At 63.8% G+C, this 15758-nt stretch carries 16 protein-coding genes; 11 read left to right on the top strand and 5 right to left on the bottom strand.

Annotated features, from left to right (window positions below; all coding sequences use genetic code 11):
- Nucleotides 1-64 precede the first annotated feature (64 nt).
- The 4 genes from QMK50_RS00805 (at nucleotide 65) to QMK50_RS00820 (ending at nucleotide 3929) form a co-directional block, all read left to right on the top strand.
- Nucleotides 65-1267, top strand: coding sequence for an MFS transporter (locus QMK50_RS00805; RefSeq protein WP_320332223.1), 1203 nt, complete (start codon nucleotides 65-67; stop codon nucleotides 1265-1267).
- 42 nt (nucleotides 1268-1309) lie between these two features.
- Nucleotides 1310-1840: a hypothetical protein gene (locus QMK50_RS00810; protein ID WP_320332224.1), complete on the top strand. Its 531-nt coding sequence runs from the start codon at nucleotides 1310-1312 to the stop codon at nucleotides 1838-1840.
- A gap of 65 nt (nucleotides 1841-1905) precedes the next feature.
- Entirely contained in the window at nucleotides 1906-3249 is a 1344-nt protein-coding gene (locus tag QMK50_RS00815; RefSeq protein WP_320332225.1) for a sodium:proton antiporter, read from the top strand.
- Nucleotides 3250-3311: 62 nt separating this feature from the next.
- Entirely contained in the window at nucleotides 3312-3929 is a 618-nt protein-coding gene (locus tag QMK50_RS00820; RefSeq protein WP_320332226.1) for a Yip1 family protein, read from the top strand.
- Between the two features lie 876 nt (nucleotides 3930-4805).
- Here QMK50_RS00820 and QMK50_RS00825 read toward each other — a convergent pair.
- Complete coding sequence (locus QMK50_RS00825) at nucleotides 4806-6731, bottom strand: PAS domain S-box protein (protein WP_320332227.1); 1926 nt, start codon at nucleotides 6729-6731, stop codon at nucleotides 4806-4808.
- Nucleotides 6732-6950: 219 nt separating this feature from the next.
- Between QMK50_RS00825 and QMK50_RS00830 the strand changes: the two genes are divergently transcribed.
- The 4 genes from QMK50_RS00830 to QMK50_RS00845 are packed head-to-tail and all read left to right on the top strand — an operon-like array spanning nucleotide 6951 to nucleotide 10013.
- Nucleotides 6951-7997 (top strand): acyl-CoA dehydrogenase, encoded by a 1047-nt coding sequence (locus QMK50_RS00830; protein WP_320332228.1) that lies wholly within the window; start codon nucleotides 6951-6953, stop codon nucleotides 7995-7997.
- Nucleotides 7994-8761 carry a PIG-L deacetylase family protein gene (locus QMK50_RS00835; protein WP_159996125.1) on the top strand — a complete coding sequence of 256 codons (768 nt, stop codon included), beginning with the start codon at nucleotides 7994-7996 and terminating at the stop codon, nucleotides 8759-8761. Before QMK50_RS00830 ends, QMK50_RS00835 begins: the two co-directional genes overlap by 4 nt.
- Entirely contained in the window at nucleotides 8758-9357 is a 600-nt protein-coding gene (locus QMK50_RS00840) for a class I SAM-dependent methyltransferase (RefSeq protein WP_159996127.1), read from the top strand. Before QMK50_RS00835 ends, QMK50_RS00840 begins: the two co-directional genes overlap by 4 nt.
- Nucleotides 9354-10013, top strand: a complete 660-nt coding sequence (locus tag QMK50_RS00845; protein ID WP_320332229.1) for a glycosyltransferase — start codon at nucleotides 9354-9356, stop codon at nucleotides 10011-10013. The genes QMK50_RS00840 and QMK50_RS00845 overlap by 4 nt, the downstream gene beginning before the upstream one ends.
- Before the next feature lie 3 nt (nucleotides 10014-10016).
- Here the strand turns inward: QMK50_RS00845 and QMK50_RS00850 are convergent, their stop codons facing one another.
- Together QMK50_RS00850 and QMK50_RS00855 are read right to left on the bottom strand one after the other, a co-directional pair.
- On the bottom strand, nucleotides 10017-10643 hold the full coding sequence (locus QMK50_RS00850; RefSeq protein ID WP_320332230.1) for a PQQ-binding-like beta-propeller repeat protein: 627 nt from the start codon (nucleotides 10641-10643) through the stop codon (nucleotides 10017-10019).
- Between the two features lie 34 nt (nucleotides 10644-10677).
- Nucleotides 10678-11898 carry a helix-turn-helix domain-containing protein gene (locus QMK50_RS00855; protein ID WP_320332231.1) on the bottom strand — a complete coding sequence of 407 codons (1221 nt, stop codon included), beginning with the start codon at nucleotides 11896-11898 and terminating at the stop codon, nucleotides 10678-10680.
- 177 nt (nucleotides 11899-12075) lie between these two features.
- On the opposite strand from QMK50_RS00855, the gene QMK50_RS00860 reads away from it, so the two are divergent.
- Nucleotides 12076-12726, top strand: coding sequence for an MliC family protein (locus QMK50_RS00860; protein WP_095171508.1), 651 nt, complete (start codon nucleotides 12076-12078; stop codon nucleotides 12724-12726).
- A 13-nt stretch (nucleotides 12727-12739) separates the two neighbouring features.
- Complete coding sequence (locus QMK50_RS00865) at nucleotides 12740-12931, top strand: hypothetical protein (protein ID WP_095171506.1); 192 nt, start codon at nucleotides 12740-12742, stop codon at nucleotides 12929-12931.
- A 19-nt stretch (nucleotides 12932-12950) separates the two neighbouring features.
- Here the strand turns inward: QMK50_RS00865 and QMK50_RS00870 are convergent, their stop codons facing one another.
- Nucleotides 12951-13304 (bottom strand): DUF1428 domain-containing protein, encoded by a 354-nt coding sequence (locus tag QMK50_RS00870; RefSeq protein ID WP_095171505.1) that lies wholly within the window; start codon nucleotides 13302-13304, stop codon nucleotides 12951-12953.
- Nucleotides 13305-13668: 364 nt separating this feature from the next.
- On the opposite strand from QMK50_RS00870, the gene QMK50_RS00875 reads away from it, so the two are divergent.
- Nucleotides 13669-14295: a histidine phosphatase family protein gene (locus tag QMK50_RS00875; RefSeq protein ID WP_159996135.1), complete on the top strand. Its 627-nt coding sequence runs from the start codon at nucleotides 13669-13671 to the stop codon at nucleotides 14293-14295.
- Nucleotides 14296-14385: 90 nt separating this feature from the next.
- On the opposite strand, the gene xerC is transcribed toward QMK50_RS00875, so the two are convergent.
- Nucleotides 14386-15336 (bottom strand): tyrosine recombinase XerC, encoded by a 951-nt coding sequence (gene xerC, locus QMK50_RS00880; protein WP_095171501.1) that lies wholly within the window; start codon nucleotides 15334-15336, stop codon nucleotides 14386-14388.
- Between the last annotated feature and the right edge of the window lie 422 nt (nucleotides 15337-15758).

Here is a 15758-nt window from a genome sequence, read left to right on the forward strand (position 1 = left end):
CTAAAGAATTGTCCGCACCGGGCTCAGCCCCCCTGCTCCACTGTGCCAGACAAGGAAGATGTGCATGCGCAACCCCACCCCCACCCCCACTTCGGTCTACCTGATTGCCGTCGGCGCCTTTGCGCTGGGCATGGCGTCCTACGCCACGGCCGGCCTGATGCCGATGCTCGAACAGGCCTTCAGCGTGCCGATGGCCATCGCCGCGCAACTGGTGACCGTGTTCGCGCTGGCCTACGGCATCGGCTCACCGCTGGTGGTCGCCCTCCTGCCCCGCAATCGCCAGCGCCTTGGCCTGTTGGGCGCACTGGGGCTGTTCGTGCTGGCCAATGTCGGCGGTGCGTTGACCGCCGACTTTGCCCTGCTGATGCTGTGCCGGGCGCTGGCCGGGCTCGGTGCCGGGGTGTACCTGGCGACTGGGATCACGGTCTGTGCAGCGCTGTCTGAGCCCGAACGGCGTGGCAGCGCCATCGCGATCATCATGACCGGCATGGCCAGCGGTACCGTGCTCGGGGTGCCCCTGAGTCTGCTGTTGGCCGAAGCTGCCGGCTGGCAGGCCGCGCTGTGGCTGGTGGCACTGCTGGGCGCAGGTGCATGGCTCGGTTTACAGCAGCTATTGCCGGCGGTACCGGCCGGACCGACCGTGGCCCTGCGCAGCAAGCTGGCCTTGCTCAGCGACCGCAAGGTGCTGGCCATCTTGCTGGTTTCCCTGCTGGCCGCAGTGGCCAGCCTGGGCATGTACACCTTCATCGCGCCACTCATGAGCGACCCGGCCTACGGCAGTGTTGGCAACGTGACGCCCTATCTGTGGGTCTGGGGCCTGGGCGGGGTGGCCGGGAGTTTCCTGGTCGGTCCGCTGCTGGAGCGTATCCAGGGGCCGATCCTGACCCTGATCATCATGCTGGTCCTCGGCGGAGCGCTGTTGCTGTTGCCCGTGATGGCGGGCCTGTCTCCCTGGCTCGCGTTGTTGCCGATCGCCCTGTGGGGCTGCGTCGGTTGGGCCTTGCAGGTTCCGCAGAACAACGAACTGCTCGCCGCCCGGGAACGCCACGGCGATGGCGACCTGGCGGTGGCCCTCAATGAATCGGCGCTGTACCTGGGCAGTGCCCTCGGTGCGGCGGCTGGCGGCCTGCTGTTGTTATGGGCCATGCCCGGCTGGGCACTGGCCTGGAGCGCCGCGGGCGTGGCGTTGCTGGGCGCCGTGCTGCAACTGTATAACGTGCGGCGGCTGACAGCGCTGTCGTCGCCCAATGCCCTGCGCAGCCGCTAGCCGGTTACGCTGAATATCATCCACTTCAAGGACGCTTGCTGCATGCTAACTCCCTCCCGTGCCATAGAAACCTACCTGCAGGCCAAGGACGGCAATCGCCCCGATCTGCTGCGTCATTGCTTTACGCCTGCCGCCACCCTGCAGATGCAGGTCAAGACTGGCGCGATCAGCTTCCCGCCGCATGTCCAGGGCCGGGCCGAGATCGCCGACATCCTGGTCCGGCGCTTCGCCCAGGAGTATGAAAACGTCTACACCTTCTGCTTCGGCGAACCACCCGCCCCCGGGGCTACCCTGCACCGCTGCCGCTGGCTGGTGGGCATGTCGGTCAAAAGCAGCGGCGAACTGCGCGTTGGCTGCGGCGAATACCACTGGCAGTTCCTGGCGGAATCGGCGCAGGTCAGCCACCTGGGCATCACCATCGAGCACATGCAGGCGTGTCCCCCGCAGTACCTGGAGCCTCTGATGGATTGGCTGCAGCGCCTTGAGTATCCCTGGTGTCAGCCAGCTGACGTGGCGCAGTCGGCGCCGCGATTGCAGCTGATCGAGCCGATCCTCGCCTACCTGGTGCCTTGAGCCCCGGTTAACACGCTGAATTCCCCGTCCCCTGCTGTTGTCACAGGGGGATAGAGGGCGCGGCAATGAATTTCATTCTATGGATGGCAGTGCTGGGGGCGGTCTTGCTGACCCTGGCACTGACCTCTTCCTATCTGCGTTGGCTGCCGGTGACCACCTCGGCGGTGTGCCTGATCCTGGGCGTCGCCATCGGGCCCTCGGGCCTGGGTCTGTTGCAGCTGGAGATCGCCCAGGCGTCTTTCTGGCTGGAGCACCTGAGTGAAGTCGCGGTACTGTTTTCGCTGTTTGTCGGCGGCCTGAAGTTGCGCCTGCCACTGGCCAACCGCGCCTGGCGCATTGCCTACGGCCTGGCCGGGCCGGTGATGGTGTTGACCATCGTCGGTGTGTGCCTGTTGCTGCATTACCTGATGGGTTTGCCGTGGGGGGTGTCGATGCTGATTGGCGCCATCCTCGCTCCGACCGACCCGGTCCTGGCGTCGCTGGTGCAAGTCACCGATGCCAAGGACTACGATCGGGTGCGTTTTGGCCTGTCGGGCGAGTCGGGGCTCAATGACGGGGTGGCGTTCCCGTTCGTGATTCTCGGCTTGCTACTGCTGCGCGATGACAGCGCGTGGCTGACCGAATGGCTGCTGCGCGATCTGCTCTGGGCGGTGCCTGCAGGGCTGTTGACCGGTTACTGGATGGGCCGTGGGCTGGGCCGCCTGACCCTGTCGATGCGTATCCGCAATGACGACAGCACCCTGTCCCCCAACGACTACTTGAGCCTGGCCTTGATTGCCCTGGCCTATGTGGCGGCCGAGGCGATCGAAGGCTACGGATTTCTCTCGGTGTTTGCCGCCGGGCTGGGCTTGCGCCAGGCCGAAGTGCGTCAGACCGGCGGCGCCCGTACGCCGGCCGAACACCTGGTGCAACCGCTGGTCGGGCATCAGCATGTCGAGCCACAACACGCGATCCACGGTGATCGGCAAGCGTTGGCTGACGGCCAGGTCGCGGCCGGTATCATGATGGGCGACATGTTGTCATTCGGCAGCATCGTCGAACGCGCCATGGAGGTGTTCCTGGTGACGCTGCTGGGCGTGGTGTTGCTCACGCACTGGGACTGGCGCTCCCTGCCCGTGGCCCTGGCGCTGTTCGTGCTGATCCGCCCATTGAGTGTGCTGCTAATGCCCTGGGGCAAGCTGCTCGATATGCGCCAGCGCCTGCTGGTGGGCTGGTTCGGCATTCGCGGGATCGGCAGTCTGTTTTACCTGTTCTACGCCCTCAACCACGGGCTCGATGCCCAGGTGGCGGCGGTGTCTACCCACTTCACGCTGTCGGTGGTGGCCTTGAGCATTCTGCTCCACGGCTTAAGCACCCAGCCGCTGTTGGTCGGTTACGAGCGCTACAAGGCGAAAAACTTGAAACCCTGACTGCTGCCTTGCATCCATACCTATAAGAGGCCGTTTGCGGCTGATGCCGACTGGAGGCAGTCATGAATCCCCATATCGTCAGACTCTTTACCCATCCGGACTTTGCCTGGACCGAGATCCGCAGCGAAGAAGAGCAACATCCCAGACACTACCTGGCCCACCTGCTGCTGTTGGCGCTGTTGCCGACCCTGTGCCTGTTCATCGGCACCACCTGGGTCGGCTGGAGCCTGGCCGAGGATGAAACCGTGCGCCTGAGCTTCAACAGCGCCTTGCAACTGTGCCTGCTGATGTACGGGGCGATGGTCTTGGGCACTGCCTTGATGGGCGGGTTTATCCGCTGGATGTCACGCGCCTTCGAGGCCCGGCCGAACCTCAACCAGTGCATCGGCTTTGCGGCGTACGTGGCGACCCCGTTTTTCCTGTCCGGGATCAGCGCGCTGTACCCCAACCGCTGGCTGGCCATTAGCGCGCTGATGCTCGCCGGGGCCTACACCAGCTACCTGCTGTTTATCGGGTTGCCCAAGTTCATGCGCCTGAATCAGGACCGCGGGTTGTTGTATGCCGCAGCGGTGTGGGGCATTGGTTTGTTGGTGGTGGTGACTATCATGGTCAACATGATCCTGTTCTGGTTGAACGTGTTGTCGCCCGAGTACATCCGCCCGGACCTGGTGCCGGGATAGAGGGAGCTGTGGGATTTGGCTTCTGTAGGAGCAAGCTCGCTCGCGAAAAACCTGAGGGCGCCGCATTTATTCAGGAGATACGTGTCAGCGTTCACGACCATCGCGGGCGCCCGCTTGCGGCTGTGGGCCGACCAGGGGGTTGGATTAGGCCGAGTACATATCCATTCTTGCGGTAACGGCCTCCTATGGTTCCGCCTGACGGCGGCTCACTTTTGAACAGCGCAAAAGTAAGCAAAACGCTCTTGCCCCACCACTCGGTGCCTCGCTTAGGCTCGGCATGCCCGTACTCCGACATTGATTTGGGGGCCGCCGCAATGGGCCCTCCCTGGCCCAGTGCGGCTAAACCGGCGTCCTGCCGGTTTACCCCCCAAATCAATATCGAAGTACGGCCAGCGTGGTTAACGGGGCGCCCAGGATCAAAAACAAAGCGAGGCGGCCTGAAAGCCGACCTGATCGCTGGGGCATGCGCGGTGTAGCTTCTACTTCCTAAGACGCTGACGAAGTCAGCCATCTTTTGATCTGGCTCTGGCTCTGGCTCTGGCTTTTTGATCCTGGGCGCCCCGTTAACCACGCTGGCCGAACGCAGGCTTGAAGCCGTGGGTAACCCGGCAGGACGCCGGGTTAGCCGCCCCGCGCCATGGATGGCGCGTGGCGGCGGCCCACGGATTCAAGCCGGAGTGAGGGCACACCGAGCCTAAGCGAGGTGCCGAGTGGTGGGGCAAGAGCCTTTTGCTTACTTTTGGGCTCCTCCAAAAGTGAGCCGCTGTAAAAGCGGAACCATAGGAGGCCGTTACCGCAAAAATGGATATGTACTCGGTCTAATCCAACACCCCAGAGGCCGGCCGGTAGTCCGCCATCGTTACCTGCCACCACAGCTCAGCGCATTGCCTTGTTAAGGATCTCCATCAAGTTCAGTTGAGTAAAAGGTTTGGCCAGACGCGGCAAGTGGGCGACGAAGCCGTCCAGGCGCTGGGCGAAGCCGGTGGCGAGAATGATCGGCATGTCAGGGTGCAACTCGCGGATGGCTGCGGCCAGTTGTGCGCCATCCATCAGCGGCATGGCCATGTCGGTGATCACCAGGTCGATGTCGCTGCGTTTCTTGAACACCTGCAGGGCCTCGGTGCCCGACGTCACACAGATCACCCGATGCCCAAGGTCTTCGAGCAGCAACGAGGTGCTGGTCAACACCAGGCTGTCGTCATCCACCAGCAGCACACACAGGCGGGTAAACCCATCTTGCGCCGCGTCGGGTGCGCTGGACGCCTGGGCCACTGCGGTGACGGCCAGGGGTAACCACAACTGCGCGGTGGTACCCAGGCCCTGCTCGCTACCAAGAATCAGGCAACCGCCCAGTTGCTCCGCCAAGCCATGAACCATCGACAAGCCCAGCCCGGTGCCCTTGCCCACACCCTTGGTGGTGAAAAAAGGTTCGGTGGCCTGGGCCAGGGTTTCGCTATCCATGCCGTGCCCGTTATCGCTGACCGACAGGCAGACATAACGCTGGCCCGTCAATTGGGTCGGGATCGGATGCCCCTTGAGCGAATCCACCGCGTTGATCAGGATGCGTCCCCCCAGTGGCATGGCATCGCGCGCATTGGTCGCCAGGTTGAGGATCGCCAGCTCCAACTGGTTGACGTCCGCCTGCACGGGCGGCAAGTCGGGAGGTAAATCACAGTGGATGGTCACCAGGTGCCCGAGGGAGCTGCGCAGCAAGCCGGTGATGTTCTCCAGCAAATGGGGCAAGGCCACCGACTCTGCCTTGAGCTCCTGGCGCCGGGCAAAGGCTAGCATGCGCTGGGTCAGCGAGACTCCGCGCTGGGCGCCCAAGGCGGCGTTGTCCAGCAGTTGCAGGAGTTTGGGGTCTTCTCCGGCGCGCTTGCGCAGCAGTTCCAGGTTGCCGAGGATGACCGTCAGCAGGTTATTGAAGTCATGGGCGATACCGCCACTGAGTTGACCGATGGCCTGCAGCTTCTGCGACTGGAACAGCGCTTCGCGGGCTATCTCCAATTCCCGCTGGGCCTGGGTCGCTTCGCTGATGTCGCGGGTGATCTTGGCAAACCCCAGGATCGACCCGGTTTCACTGCGGATCGGGTCGATGATCACGTGGGCGAGAAAGCGCGTGCCGTCCTTGCGCATGCGCCAGCCCTGCTTTTCAAACCGCCCTTCGCGGGTCGCCACTTCCAGCGCCCGTTCGGGTTCGCCCGCGGTGCGGTCTTCTGAGGTATAGAACACTGAAAAATGCTGGCCGATGATTTCCTGCGGCAGGTAGCCCTTGATCCGCTGGGCGCCCATATTCCAGTTGCTGACCCGGCCGGTGGGGTCGAGCATGTAAATGGCGTAGTCGGTGACGCTCTGCACCAGCAGGCGAAACTGCTGTTCGCTCTGTTTGAGGGTTTCCTCGGCCGCCTTGCGCTCAGTCAGGTCGCGGGTGATTTTGGCAAATCCCAGCAGCTTGCCCTGGGGGTCGCGAATCGGGTCGATCACCACATGGGACCAGAAATGGCTGCCGTCCTTGCGAACCCGCCAGCCCTCGCCCTCGAAACGCCCTTCCTCGATGGCGGTGCGCAAGGCTCGTTGTGGCGTGCCGTCCTGGCGATCTCCTGGAGTGTAGAACCTGGAAAAGTGCGCACCGAGGATCTCAGCCTCGTCATAACCCTTGATCCGCGCCGCGCCGGCGTTCCAGCTGACGACGATGCCCTCGGGGTCGATCATGTAGATGGCGTAGTCCACCACCGCGTCAATCAACAAGCGCAGTCGGCCTTGCTCCAGTGGATCGCTGCGGGTACCCGGTTGTTCACTCATGGCGGCCTTCTCGTTTTTTTATCAGGCGCTGCCCGGATGTCGGCAGGTACTGCCGCACCCACTGTTGCACGCTGCATGGGTTGTTCTGGATCTGTTGATCATAGATGACATCGGCACCGGATAAAGCAGATTGAACTCCTTAAATGCCGATCTCTCACAATGCTATGAAGGCGGCGGTACTCGCCATCCAGCGCATTGGGTCAGCAGGGAGTAGTCAGCATGAACAGGTCGACAGCGCAGGACGGGAGGAGTTCGCTTGAGCAGATCCTCGAGGACTTTGGCCAGCGCGCCGCGCCGCTGGAACTTGATCGCCAGTTACCCGAGATCATGCGCCGCTGCCTGGCAGACGGCCAGGCCGACCTGCCGCTGCCCGGCCAGGGCCAGACCTTGCAACGCTGGCGCACCCTGGCACAGGTAGCGGGCAATGACCTGGCGCTACTCAAGCTGTTCGAAGGCCACACCGATGCCAAGGCGATTCTTGCCGAACTGGATGCCCTGCACCTGGACAGCCCGGGCATCTGGGGCGTCTGGGCGGCCGAGCCGCCAACGGCCAGGGTGCGAATCGTCGGTCGCGAGCACGGGGCGGTGCAATTGAGCGGGACCAAAGCCTGGTGCTCCGGCGCCCTGCAGATCGACCATGCCTTGCTCACCGCCTGGGACGAAGACGACCGTGCGCAACTGGTGGCGCTGGCACTCAGCCAAGGCGCTCTGCGCATCGACAGTGACGACTGGCAGGCCCGCGGGATGGCGACGACCGCCAGCGTCAGTGTCCACTTCGACGGCGCCCGCGCCCACTGCGTGGGGGGCAGCGGTGCGTATGTGCAGCGTCGCGGTTTCTGGCATGGCGGTGCCGGCATTGCCGCCTGCTGGTATGGCGCCGCGCGGACCCTGGCCGAGGTCCTGCACCACGCCTGCGCCGGACCGCGCAACGATCCCCACGCGCAAGCACACCTGGGAGCCGTCGACGCTGCGCTCGCCAGCGCGGCGTCCGGTTTGCGCGAGTGCGCCGCGTGGATCGATGCCCAGCCCCAGGCCGATGCGGAATTTACCGTGCGTCGGACCCGCGCCCTGGTGGAAGCGGCAGTGGCCCAAGTGCAATGGCACGTCGGACGAGCACTGGGCGCCACGCCCTTTTGCCGCGATCCGCGCTTCGCCCGGTTGAGCGCTGACCTGCCGGTGTTTATCCGGCAGAGCCATGCCGAGCGCGACCTGGCTGAACTCGGCCGGCAACTGCACGGACGTGATCCGCGGGGCTGGTGCCTATGAGCCAGGACCCAGACCCACTGATTCAAGGCGCGGGTACCTCGCTGGCCCAGTGGCAGGCATCCCGCGCCTTGCAAGCCGTACCGTCATTGCCCCGCGAGCTGATCCTGCCCTTGGGCCGGCGCTTGGTGGTGGTCGCCCCGCACCCGGATGACGAGGTGCTGATGTGCGGCGGACTGTTGGCCAGCCTGGCCAGCGACGCCACCTGCATGCTGATGATTTCCGTCACCGATGGGGAAGGCAGCCACCCGGGGTCCAGCCTCTGGCCCACCGAGCGCCTCGGCGCCGAGCGGCCTCGGGAAAGTGCCCGGGCCTTGGCGCACCTGGGTCTGGATGCGCAACGACTTGACTGGTTGCGCCTGGGGTTCGCCGACTCCGCGGTAGGCGAAAGCGAAACGCAGCTGGTGCAGCAACTCTGCGCGCTGATTCGTCCGGACGACCAGGTGCTCACCACCTGGCGCCATGACGGCCACTGTGATCACGAAGCCGTGGGCCGCGCCTGTGCCAGTGCCTGCCGTACGCGCCAGGCCCATCTGCTGGAAGTGCCCGTCTGGGCCTGGCACTGGGCAGAACCGGAGGATCACCGCCTGCCGTGGTTGCGCGCCCGCAAACTGCTGGTCGCGCCGCGTTTCCTGGTGCGCAAGCGCCGGGCAATTGCTGCGCACCAGAGCCAACTGTTGGCCGACCCGAGTACCGGCCAGCCAGCCATTCTCCCCCCGGCAGTGCTGGAACGCCTGCTGCAACCCTTTGAACTGGTGTTTCTATGAGCCTGTCGGCGATCTACTTCGAACAGCTGTTCAGTGCCAATCCGGACCCATGGGCGTTCCGCAGCCGCTGGTACGAAAAACGCAAACGGGCACTGACCCTTGCCTTGTTACCTCGCCAACGCTATGGGCGGGTCTTCGAGCCGGCCTGTGCCAATGGCGAGTTGAGCCTGGGCCTGGCCGAACGCGGCGACCGTCTGTTGTGCATGGACCTCAGTCACACAGCCGTGGCCCTGGCCGCCGAACGCCTGGCCGGGTATCCCGAGGTGCAGGTGGTGCAAGGTCGTTTGCCTGAAGAGTGGCCCGAAGGCCAGTTCGACCTGATTGTGCTCAGTGAACTGGGCTATTACCTGGACAGTAACGACTGGCGTCAGGTGATCGACCAGGCCCGCGCGAGCCTCAGTCCCCAGGGGGCGGTCCTGGCCTGCCACTGGCTGCAACCCATTGCCGGCTGCCCGCAAACCGGGGCGCAGGTCCACGCCATGCTCGATGCCCATCTGCATTTACCGCGTGCCGTGCGCCACGAGGAACCCGATTTCATCCTCGAGCTCTGGTGCCGAGGCCCCTACCGTCCTGACCTCGAAGAACCCACCCAATGATCGGCGTCGTCGTCCCGGCTCACAATGAACAGGCCCTGCTCAAACGCTGCCTCGACGCCCTCGCTTGCGCCGCGCACGACGTCGAACGCGCTGGAGAAGCAGTGGCGATCCTGGTGGTATTGGATGCCTGCACCGACCGCTCGTTAGCCATCGCCCAGGCCAGTGGCGTGCAGACCCTGGTGATCAACGACGGTAACGTCGGGTGTGCCCGCCGGGCCGGCGCCGCCTACATGCTCGACCAGGGCGCGCGCTGGCTGGCCTGTACCGATGCCGACAGCCGGGTGCCCCGCAACTGGCTGCGCCAGCAGTTGGCATTCAAGGCCGATGCAGTGTGTGGCACGGTCAGCATCGATGAGTGGCACCCCGACCATTGCCCGGCAGTGCGCCAGCGCTACCAGGCGCTGTATCAATCCCGGGAAGGCCACCGGCATGTGCACGGCGCCAACCTGGGGGTGTGCGCGCAAGCCTATCAGCGCGTCGGCGGATTCCGCCCGCTGCCAGCGCATGAGGACGTCTGCCTGGTGGAGGATTTGCAACGCAGCGGTGCCAGCATCGTCTGGACTGCCCTCAACCGCGTGCGCACCAGCAGCCGCCTGGACTCCCGTGCGCAAGGCGGCTTCGGTGATTATCTGAAGTCGCTGGCGGGCGACGGCTGAGCTTCAGCGCCGCCGCACCACCCGCACGCGGCCGCTGTTGCCACCGCCGCAGAAGAACTGCTCGGCGCCATCAGACTCCAGGCCCGAGACTCCGACCCCGGCGGGCATATTGAGGGTCTCCAGCACTTCGCCGCTCTGCGGGTCGATCCGCCGCAGTTCACTCTCCTCGCCCTCCCAGGTGCCGTGCCAGAACTCACCGTCGACCCAGGTCACGCCCGTGACAAAGCGGTTCGATTGCAGGGTCCGCAGGATTTCCCCCGAAGCGGGGTCGATCTGATGGATCTGCCGGTCCTGGTACTCACCGACCCACAGCGACCCTTCGGCCCAGGTCAGCCCCGAGTCACTGCCACCGGGTGCCGGGATGCTGCCCAGTACCCGTCCGCTGGCAGGGTCGATTTTGTGGATCTGGTTCCCGGCAATCTGGTACAGGTGCTGGCCGTCGAAAGCGGTGCCGGCATCGGCGGCCATCGCGAACGTATCCAGCGCCTTGCCACTGTCCGGGTCGAAGGCGATCAGCCCCAGATTGTTGGCGAACCACACGCGCTCACCGTCCCAGGTGACGCCGTGCACGCTGTCGACCCCGGGAAAAGGCCCGTACTCACGCACTATGCTTGCGGCTGACTGTTTCATCGCGACATCCTCGTAGTGGTTGGGAGCCTTGAGCCTAATCACCGGACCAGGGCAGCGGGAGTAACAATGTGGTCGCGAATCGCGGAATCGGTGGGCGGGTCCAGCGCGCCGCCCGACCACGGCCGAACATTTGCGCCTTACCCTCAGCCGCCAGCGCCTCGAGGGCCCGCTGCACGCTGCGCTGGCTAACGCCCAACGCCAGGGCCAGGGCCGAGCTCGACCAACACTCACCGTCCATCAACAGCGCCAGCACCTCGCTGTGGGGCGCTTCGATGGGCCATGCCAGGACCGCCAGCGTGCCCGATGCAGGCAGCACCAGGGCATAACCGCCCGGGGTTGCGGTGACTTGGGCCAGTGGGCGCAACATCGCGCGCAAGCGACCGATTTCCACCCGCAGACGGACCCGCTGGGAGTCATCGCTGAGTTTCAGGCGGAACACCCGAGCGATCAGCGTAGCCCTGGGCACCGCCTGCGGCCAGGCTTCGCCGAGGACGGTCAGCAGCGCCATCAGCACCGGGCGGCCCGCCAGGGAAATCCGCGCATCACGCTGCTGGACTTGATAACGACGCGCGTCGAGCACCAGCGCTCCGGACCCCAGAAGCGCCTGGACGGCCTCCAGGTCCAACAGTCGTTCTGCGCCCTGGCAGGTCAATCGCGCCGCCGGGGCCTGGAGTACCTGCCAGGCGCTTGCCACTTCGGCACCAAGCGCCGGGATTGCGGCCAACCGTGCGGCCTGTTCGGCGGCGGCCAAGGCCAGGCGCGCCGCCGGGGCATCCAGACGGCGGATCGCCAAACCCGCGACAATCAGCCCATGGATCGCCCGCAACGCCGGTGGCAGCGTGCCCGGCAGCAGTGCCGCGAGTTGGCCCTCGGCCACGTCGAGTTGGCCAATCAGCAGCAGCCGGCGAATCTGCAAGTAGCGGGCATGGGCGGCATTGATCCGGTCACCGTGCAGTTGCAGGCACTCGCGCGCCGCCTCCAGGGCCGGTTGCGGCCAGCCGAAGTCCCGCGCGGCAAAGGCAATTTCCGCCTCAGCCACCACGCAGCGCGCCCGCGCCACTCGTTCGTTCGGGTCAAAGTCATGGCTGGCCCGGCGCAGCAAGGCCTTGGCCCGCGCAAAGTCGCCCAACTGCGCCATGGCAATCCCGCGTAGGGCCAGCGCCGGCGGATCGTCGCGCAAGGCGACGTGCCTGAGTGCCCCCAGCGGGTCGCCCACCGCCAGTGCCCGGGCAGCTGCCGTGATCAGCGAATCCATGTCAACCGCTCCCACGCTTGCTCTCTTGCCGTGCAGTCTATCTCAGCGGCCACCAGCCCTGCGGTAGGCCGTGCCGGTGGCAAGTTTTGCCCACTGACTTACACTGATAGACCCATAACGCGGATCATGGCGCTCACCGTTGCCCGGGCAGTACCTGATGATCTGAGTGAAGCCAGCATGAAAACGCTCACGACCCTGTGCACCACCCTCCTCGCCACCGGCGCCTGCGCGGTGAGCAGCGAACGTACCTGGGCAGACTCCCTGTACAAAACCAGTTTCGAGTGTGCCCAGGCCAGCCTGGTGGTGGAAAAGCTGATCTGCCGCGATCCGCAACTGGCCCGCATGGACCTCGAACTGTACCGGCTGTATCGCCTGGCCCTCACCGATGAGCGCTCGGTGCCGCGCCCGGACAAGGTCATGACCGACCAACGCTACTGGACCCTGGATCGCAATCAGTGCGCCTCCACCGCCGAGCCCAAGGCCTGTATCCGCCAAGCCTATGCCGAGCGGGCCCACCAGTTGCGCCAGGGCTCCGCCATCGTCAGGACCAAAGACCCCAGCCGGCTGACCGATGGCCCGCTGGCGTTTCATTGCAACGGGCTTGACGCGCTGGTGGCCGCCACCTACTTCAAGGCCGGCCCGGACGTGCTCTACCTGCGCTGGGCCACGACCTCGATCACCCTCTCCCAGGTGCCCAGTGACTCGGGGGAGCGCTACAGTGGCCAGGACGCGCGTGGTTCCTACAGTTTTTCCCAGAACGGCAACCAGGCGCTGCTGCAACGCCCGGCCAGCGCACCCTTGAGTTGCACCCTCGAACCCACTGGATAAGCGGGAGGACGTCATGCGCCAGATAGTCGGTAAAGAACCCTGGTGGGCTGAGCCACCCCGGCAAGGGCAGGACGAGTCAGAGCTGGAATGGGGCTGGCTGGTGACTTACAACGAAGGCGAACCACGGTTCGAGTTCGTCAAGCAACGGCCTTCGCAAGAGGAGATCCGTAACCGCAAGAGTTGCCGGATCAGTCCTCACGAATGAACACCCCGGGCCCGACACGCTAGACGTCGACAATCCGCTGGAAACCGCCGAACACCATGCGTTGGCCATCGAATGGCATCTGGTTGCCCGGCTCATGCACGCGCGGGTCGGCCATGAAGCGGGCCATGCCGGCGTCGCGTGTTTGGCGATCGGGCCACAGAATCCAGGAAAACACCACGGTTTCGCCCTCCTCAAGCTTCACCGCCAGGGGAAACGACGTCAGCTTGCCCTCGGGCACATCGTCGCCCCAGCATTCACTCACGTTCAGTGCACCAAATTCCTTGAAGATCTGCGCCATGGTCTCGGCATGGTGGCGGAACGCCTCGCGTTTGGCCGTGGGCACAGCGGCTAGAAAACCATCGACATAGGACATGCTCGGACTCCTGTTGCACGTTGGCTGATGGAAAGACTCATGCACTAGTCGACTGGCCCGACCAACGATCGACAGGCCCGGAGACTGAAGCGACCAACGGTCATGCACAAGGGTGGTCCGGCCAACTGACGCCAATGATTTACATCCGTTATTACTTGCTTCCTGGCTAAAGCGAATTTTTCACATTGGTTTCACTCGTCTGCCACCTGCCGACGCCTACAGTGCGCGACATCATTTGTCCGGCGAGCGCCTTGCACGCGCAACGCCAGGATCATTTCAGTGTGGTATTTACGCTCTACAGGTGAACGCTGTGGTTATGTCCCCAACACCGAAGTTATCCGGTGAAAGCTTGGTTAAACAGCCGATGCGCAAGTTGGCCCTTGTCATCTTGACCCTGCTGGTAGCGGCACTGGTAATGGGGTTCGTTGCCTGGCCGGGATCGCCGATGTTGCTGGCGCAAGGGAATCAGCTGCAAAAGGCCAGTGTGTTGCAACGCTGGCAGGCCGGGGAAATCGTGGTGCTGGTGCGCCATGCCGAACGCTGTGACCAGTCGAGCAATCCCTGCCTGGGCCCCGCCGACGGCATCACCGAAGTCGGCAGGGACGCGGCCCGGCAAGTGGGCCAGGCCCTGGATACCCTGGGGCTTGCGCACACCGACCTGCTCACCAGCCCGGCCACCCGCACGGTACAAACCGCGCACTACCTCTCGGCCCACGTGGTACCCCAACAGGAATGGCTGGCAGCCTGCGGCGCGACCATGGGTGCCGAGGTGCTGGCGCACAAGACCGCGCAGCGCAATCTGGTGCTGGTCACCCACAGTGGCTGCATCAGCGATTTTGAAGCCCAGAACGGCTTCAAGAATGCCCGCAAAGCCGAGTACACCAGCGCCTTGTTTGCGGCAGTCGGGCCGGATGGCAAGTTGCAGATACTCGGCACGGTGAATGATTCTGATTGGCCGAGCGTGCTGAATAATCAAGTTGCAGAGAAATAGCCTGCGGAACCTGGGTGACAAAGGCGCGCAACTCGACCATACAAATCACTTCAACAATCAGCTATATCCTATTGTTTAATAAGTCTTTTATCACAAATCAAAACGATCTACAGCGCGCCGCCGCTCATTGTCGTCGCGCACATCGTAATTGGCGGTGGTCTGGATGTTGCTGTGGTGCGCCAGCTTCTGCGCGATCGACAGGTCGTGTTCCTCGATCACCCGGGTGATGAATGAACGGCGGAAATCGTGGGGCATGATCTTCACGCCGACCTGGGTGCCGCGTTGCCGGGCAATGTAGTAGATCGCATGCTTGGTTATCCGCTCGCGGGTGATGTGGCTGCCACGGCGAATGCGATTGAACAGGAAGCCATCGTCCGCCTGCCCCTCTTCGAGAAACGAACGCCGCAGCTCGAGCCAGGCCTCGAGCTTGGCAAAGGCCCAACTCGGCGCGTACTTGATCAACTGTTTATTGCCCTTGCCCGTGACCTGCAGGCTGCGTTCGGCGAAGTCGACCTGCGCCAGGTCGAGGTTGACCGACTCCGACTTGCGCATGCCCGAACCGTACAGAATCCCAATGATCGCCGCATCGCGCAGGCCCTGGGGCCGTGGGTCGGCGGCGCACACCGCCATCAGGTCGTGGATCAGGGTGCGCTTGAGGTTGCGGCCCTGGGACAGGCGTGTGCCGGCGATGCCTTTGACCGAGCGGATTTTCAGCAGGTGCTCATGGCTGATCAGGCTCATGCGCCAGGCTTCGTTCATCACCCCCCGTATCGCGTTGACGTACAGGGATGAGGTGTTGGGCGCGTAGCCGTCGCTGCGCAACGCCGCCACCAGCGCGATCACGTCCTCGGGCTGCAACTGGTGCCAGGGAATGTCTTCCATGTTCAACTCATCAAAACCCAGGCGGTCAGCCGCATCCTGCAAGACATAACGCAGGGTCAACTGGCTGGAGGGTGCCAGGCGCGCCAGGTACAGCGTCAGTGGGTTGGGGCGTTGCACGGCGGGCGTCGGTGTGTCTGCGGTATCGGGTAAATCGAACAAACTGAAAGGACCTTTAATGAAAAGTGCTCAACAGAGACGGTTCATCTGTTGAAGTCTATTAATAGTCGAACGGGTTATTGAAGCAGGGTCTGACAGGCTAAACCCGTAGGAAGTTTCCGATAAAAACGCCTGCCCTGAGCGTACCCTGAACAATTGCTGTAAACGTCTAAGTTAAACGATCCGGGCACCGATTTTTCATGTCACTTTCACATTTTCGCGCTTACTCTCAGCGCATCCGAATCAGGTTCTGCCTGAGCCCACGCTGCCGGTCCCGCCGGAAAAAGTCAATTCATGCGCTTTTTCATCATTGTCGGCTAACCGTTTGATATGGATTATTTTTCTTGAGTTACTCTGTGACAATTTATTCAGTGAAGCCGAGCTTTCCACGGAACTCGACACCCCAGAGTTCGATCCCATTGTTC

Source organism: Pseudomonas sp. P5_152, assembly GCF_033989915.1.
Lineage (GTDB): Bacteria > Pseudomonadota > Gammaproteobacteria > Pseudomonadales > Pseudomonadaceae > Aquipseudomonas.

Excerpts from the sequence above, each read along its gene's own strand:
- QMK50_RS00805 (WP_320332223.1), top strand. The coding sequence starts at position 65 with ATGCGCAACCCCACCCCCACCCCCACTTCGGTCTACCTGATTGCCGTC.
- QMK50_RS00810 (WP_320332224.1), top strand. The coding sequence starts at position 1,310 with ATGCTAACTCCCTCCCGTGCCATAGAAACCTACCTGCAGGCCAAGGAC.
- QMK50_RS00815 (WP_320332225.1), top strand. The coding sequence starts at position 1,906 with ATGAATTTCATTCTATGGATGGCAGTGCTGGGGGCGGTCTTGCTGACC.
- QMK50_RS00820 (WP_320332226.1), top strand. The coding sequence starts at position 3,312 with ATGAATCCCCATATCGTCAGACTCTTTACCCATCCGGACTTTGCCTGG.
- QMK50_RS00825 (WP_320332227.1), bottom strand. The coding sequence starts at position 6,731 with ATGAGTGAACAACCGGGTACCCGCAGCGATCCACTGGAGCAAGGCCGA.
- QMK50_RS00830 (WP_320332228.1), top strand. The coding sequence starts at position 6,951 with ATGAACAGGTCGACAGCGCAGGACGGGAGGAGTTCGCTTGAGCAGATC.
- QMK50_RS00835 (WP_159996125.1), top strand. The coding sequence starts at position 7,994 with ATGAGCCAGGACCCAGACCCACTGATTCAAGGCGCGGGTACCTCGCTG.
- QMK50_RS00840 (WP_159996127.1), top strand. The coding sequence starts at position 8,758 with ATGAGCCTGTCGGCGATCTACTTCGAACAGCTGTTCAGTGCCAATCCG.
- QMK50_RS00845 (WP_320332229.1), top strand. The coding sequence starts at position 9,354 with ATGATCGGCGTCGTCGTCCCGGCTCACAATGAACAGGCCCTGCTCAAA.
- QMK50_RS00850 (WP_320332230.1), bottom strand. The coding sequence starts at position 10,643 with ATGAAACAGTCAGCCGCAAGCATAGTGCGTGAGTACGGGCCTTTTCCC.
- QMK50_RS00855 (WP_320332231.1), bottom strand. The coding sequence starts at position 11,898 with ATGGATTCGCTGATCACGGCAGCTGCCCGGGCACTGGCGGTGGGCGAC.
- QMK50_RS00860 (WP_095171508.1), top strand. The coding sequence starts at position 12,076 with ATGAAAACGCTCACGACCCTGTGCACCACCCTCCTCGCCACCGGCGCC.
- QMK50_RS00865 (WP_095171506.1), top strand. The coding sequence starts at position 12,740 with ATGCGCCAGATAGTCGGTAAAGAACCCTGGTGGGCTGAGCCACCCCGG.
- QMK50_RS00870 (WP_095171505.1), bottom strand. The coding sequence starts at position 13,304 with ATGTCCTATGTCGATGGTTTTCTAGCCGCTGTGCCCACGGCCAAACGC.
- QMK50_RS00875 (WP_159996135.1), top strand. The coding sequence starts at position 13,669 with ATGCGCAAGTTGGCCCTTGTCATCTTGACCCTGCTGGTAGCGGCACTG.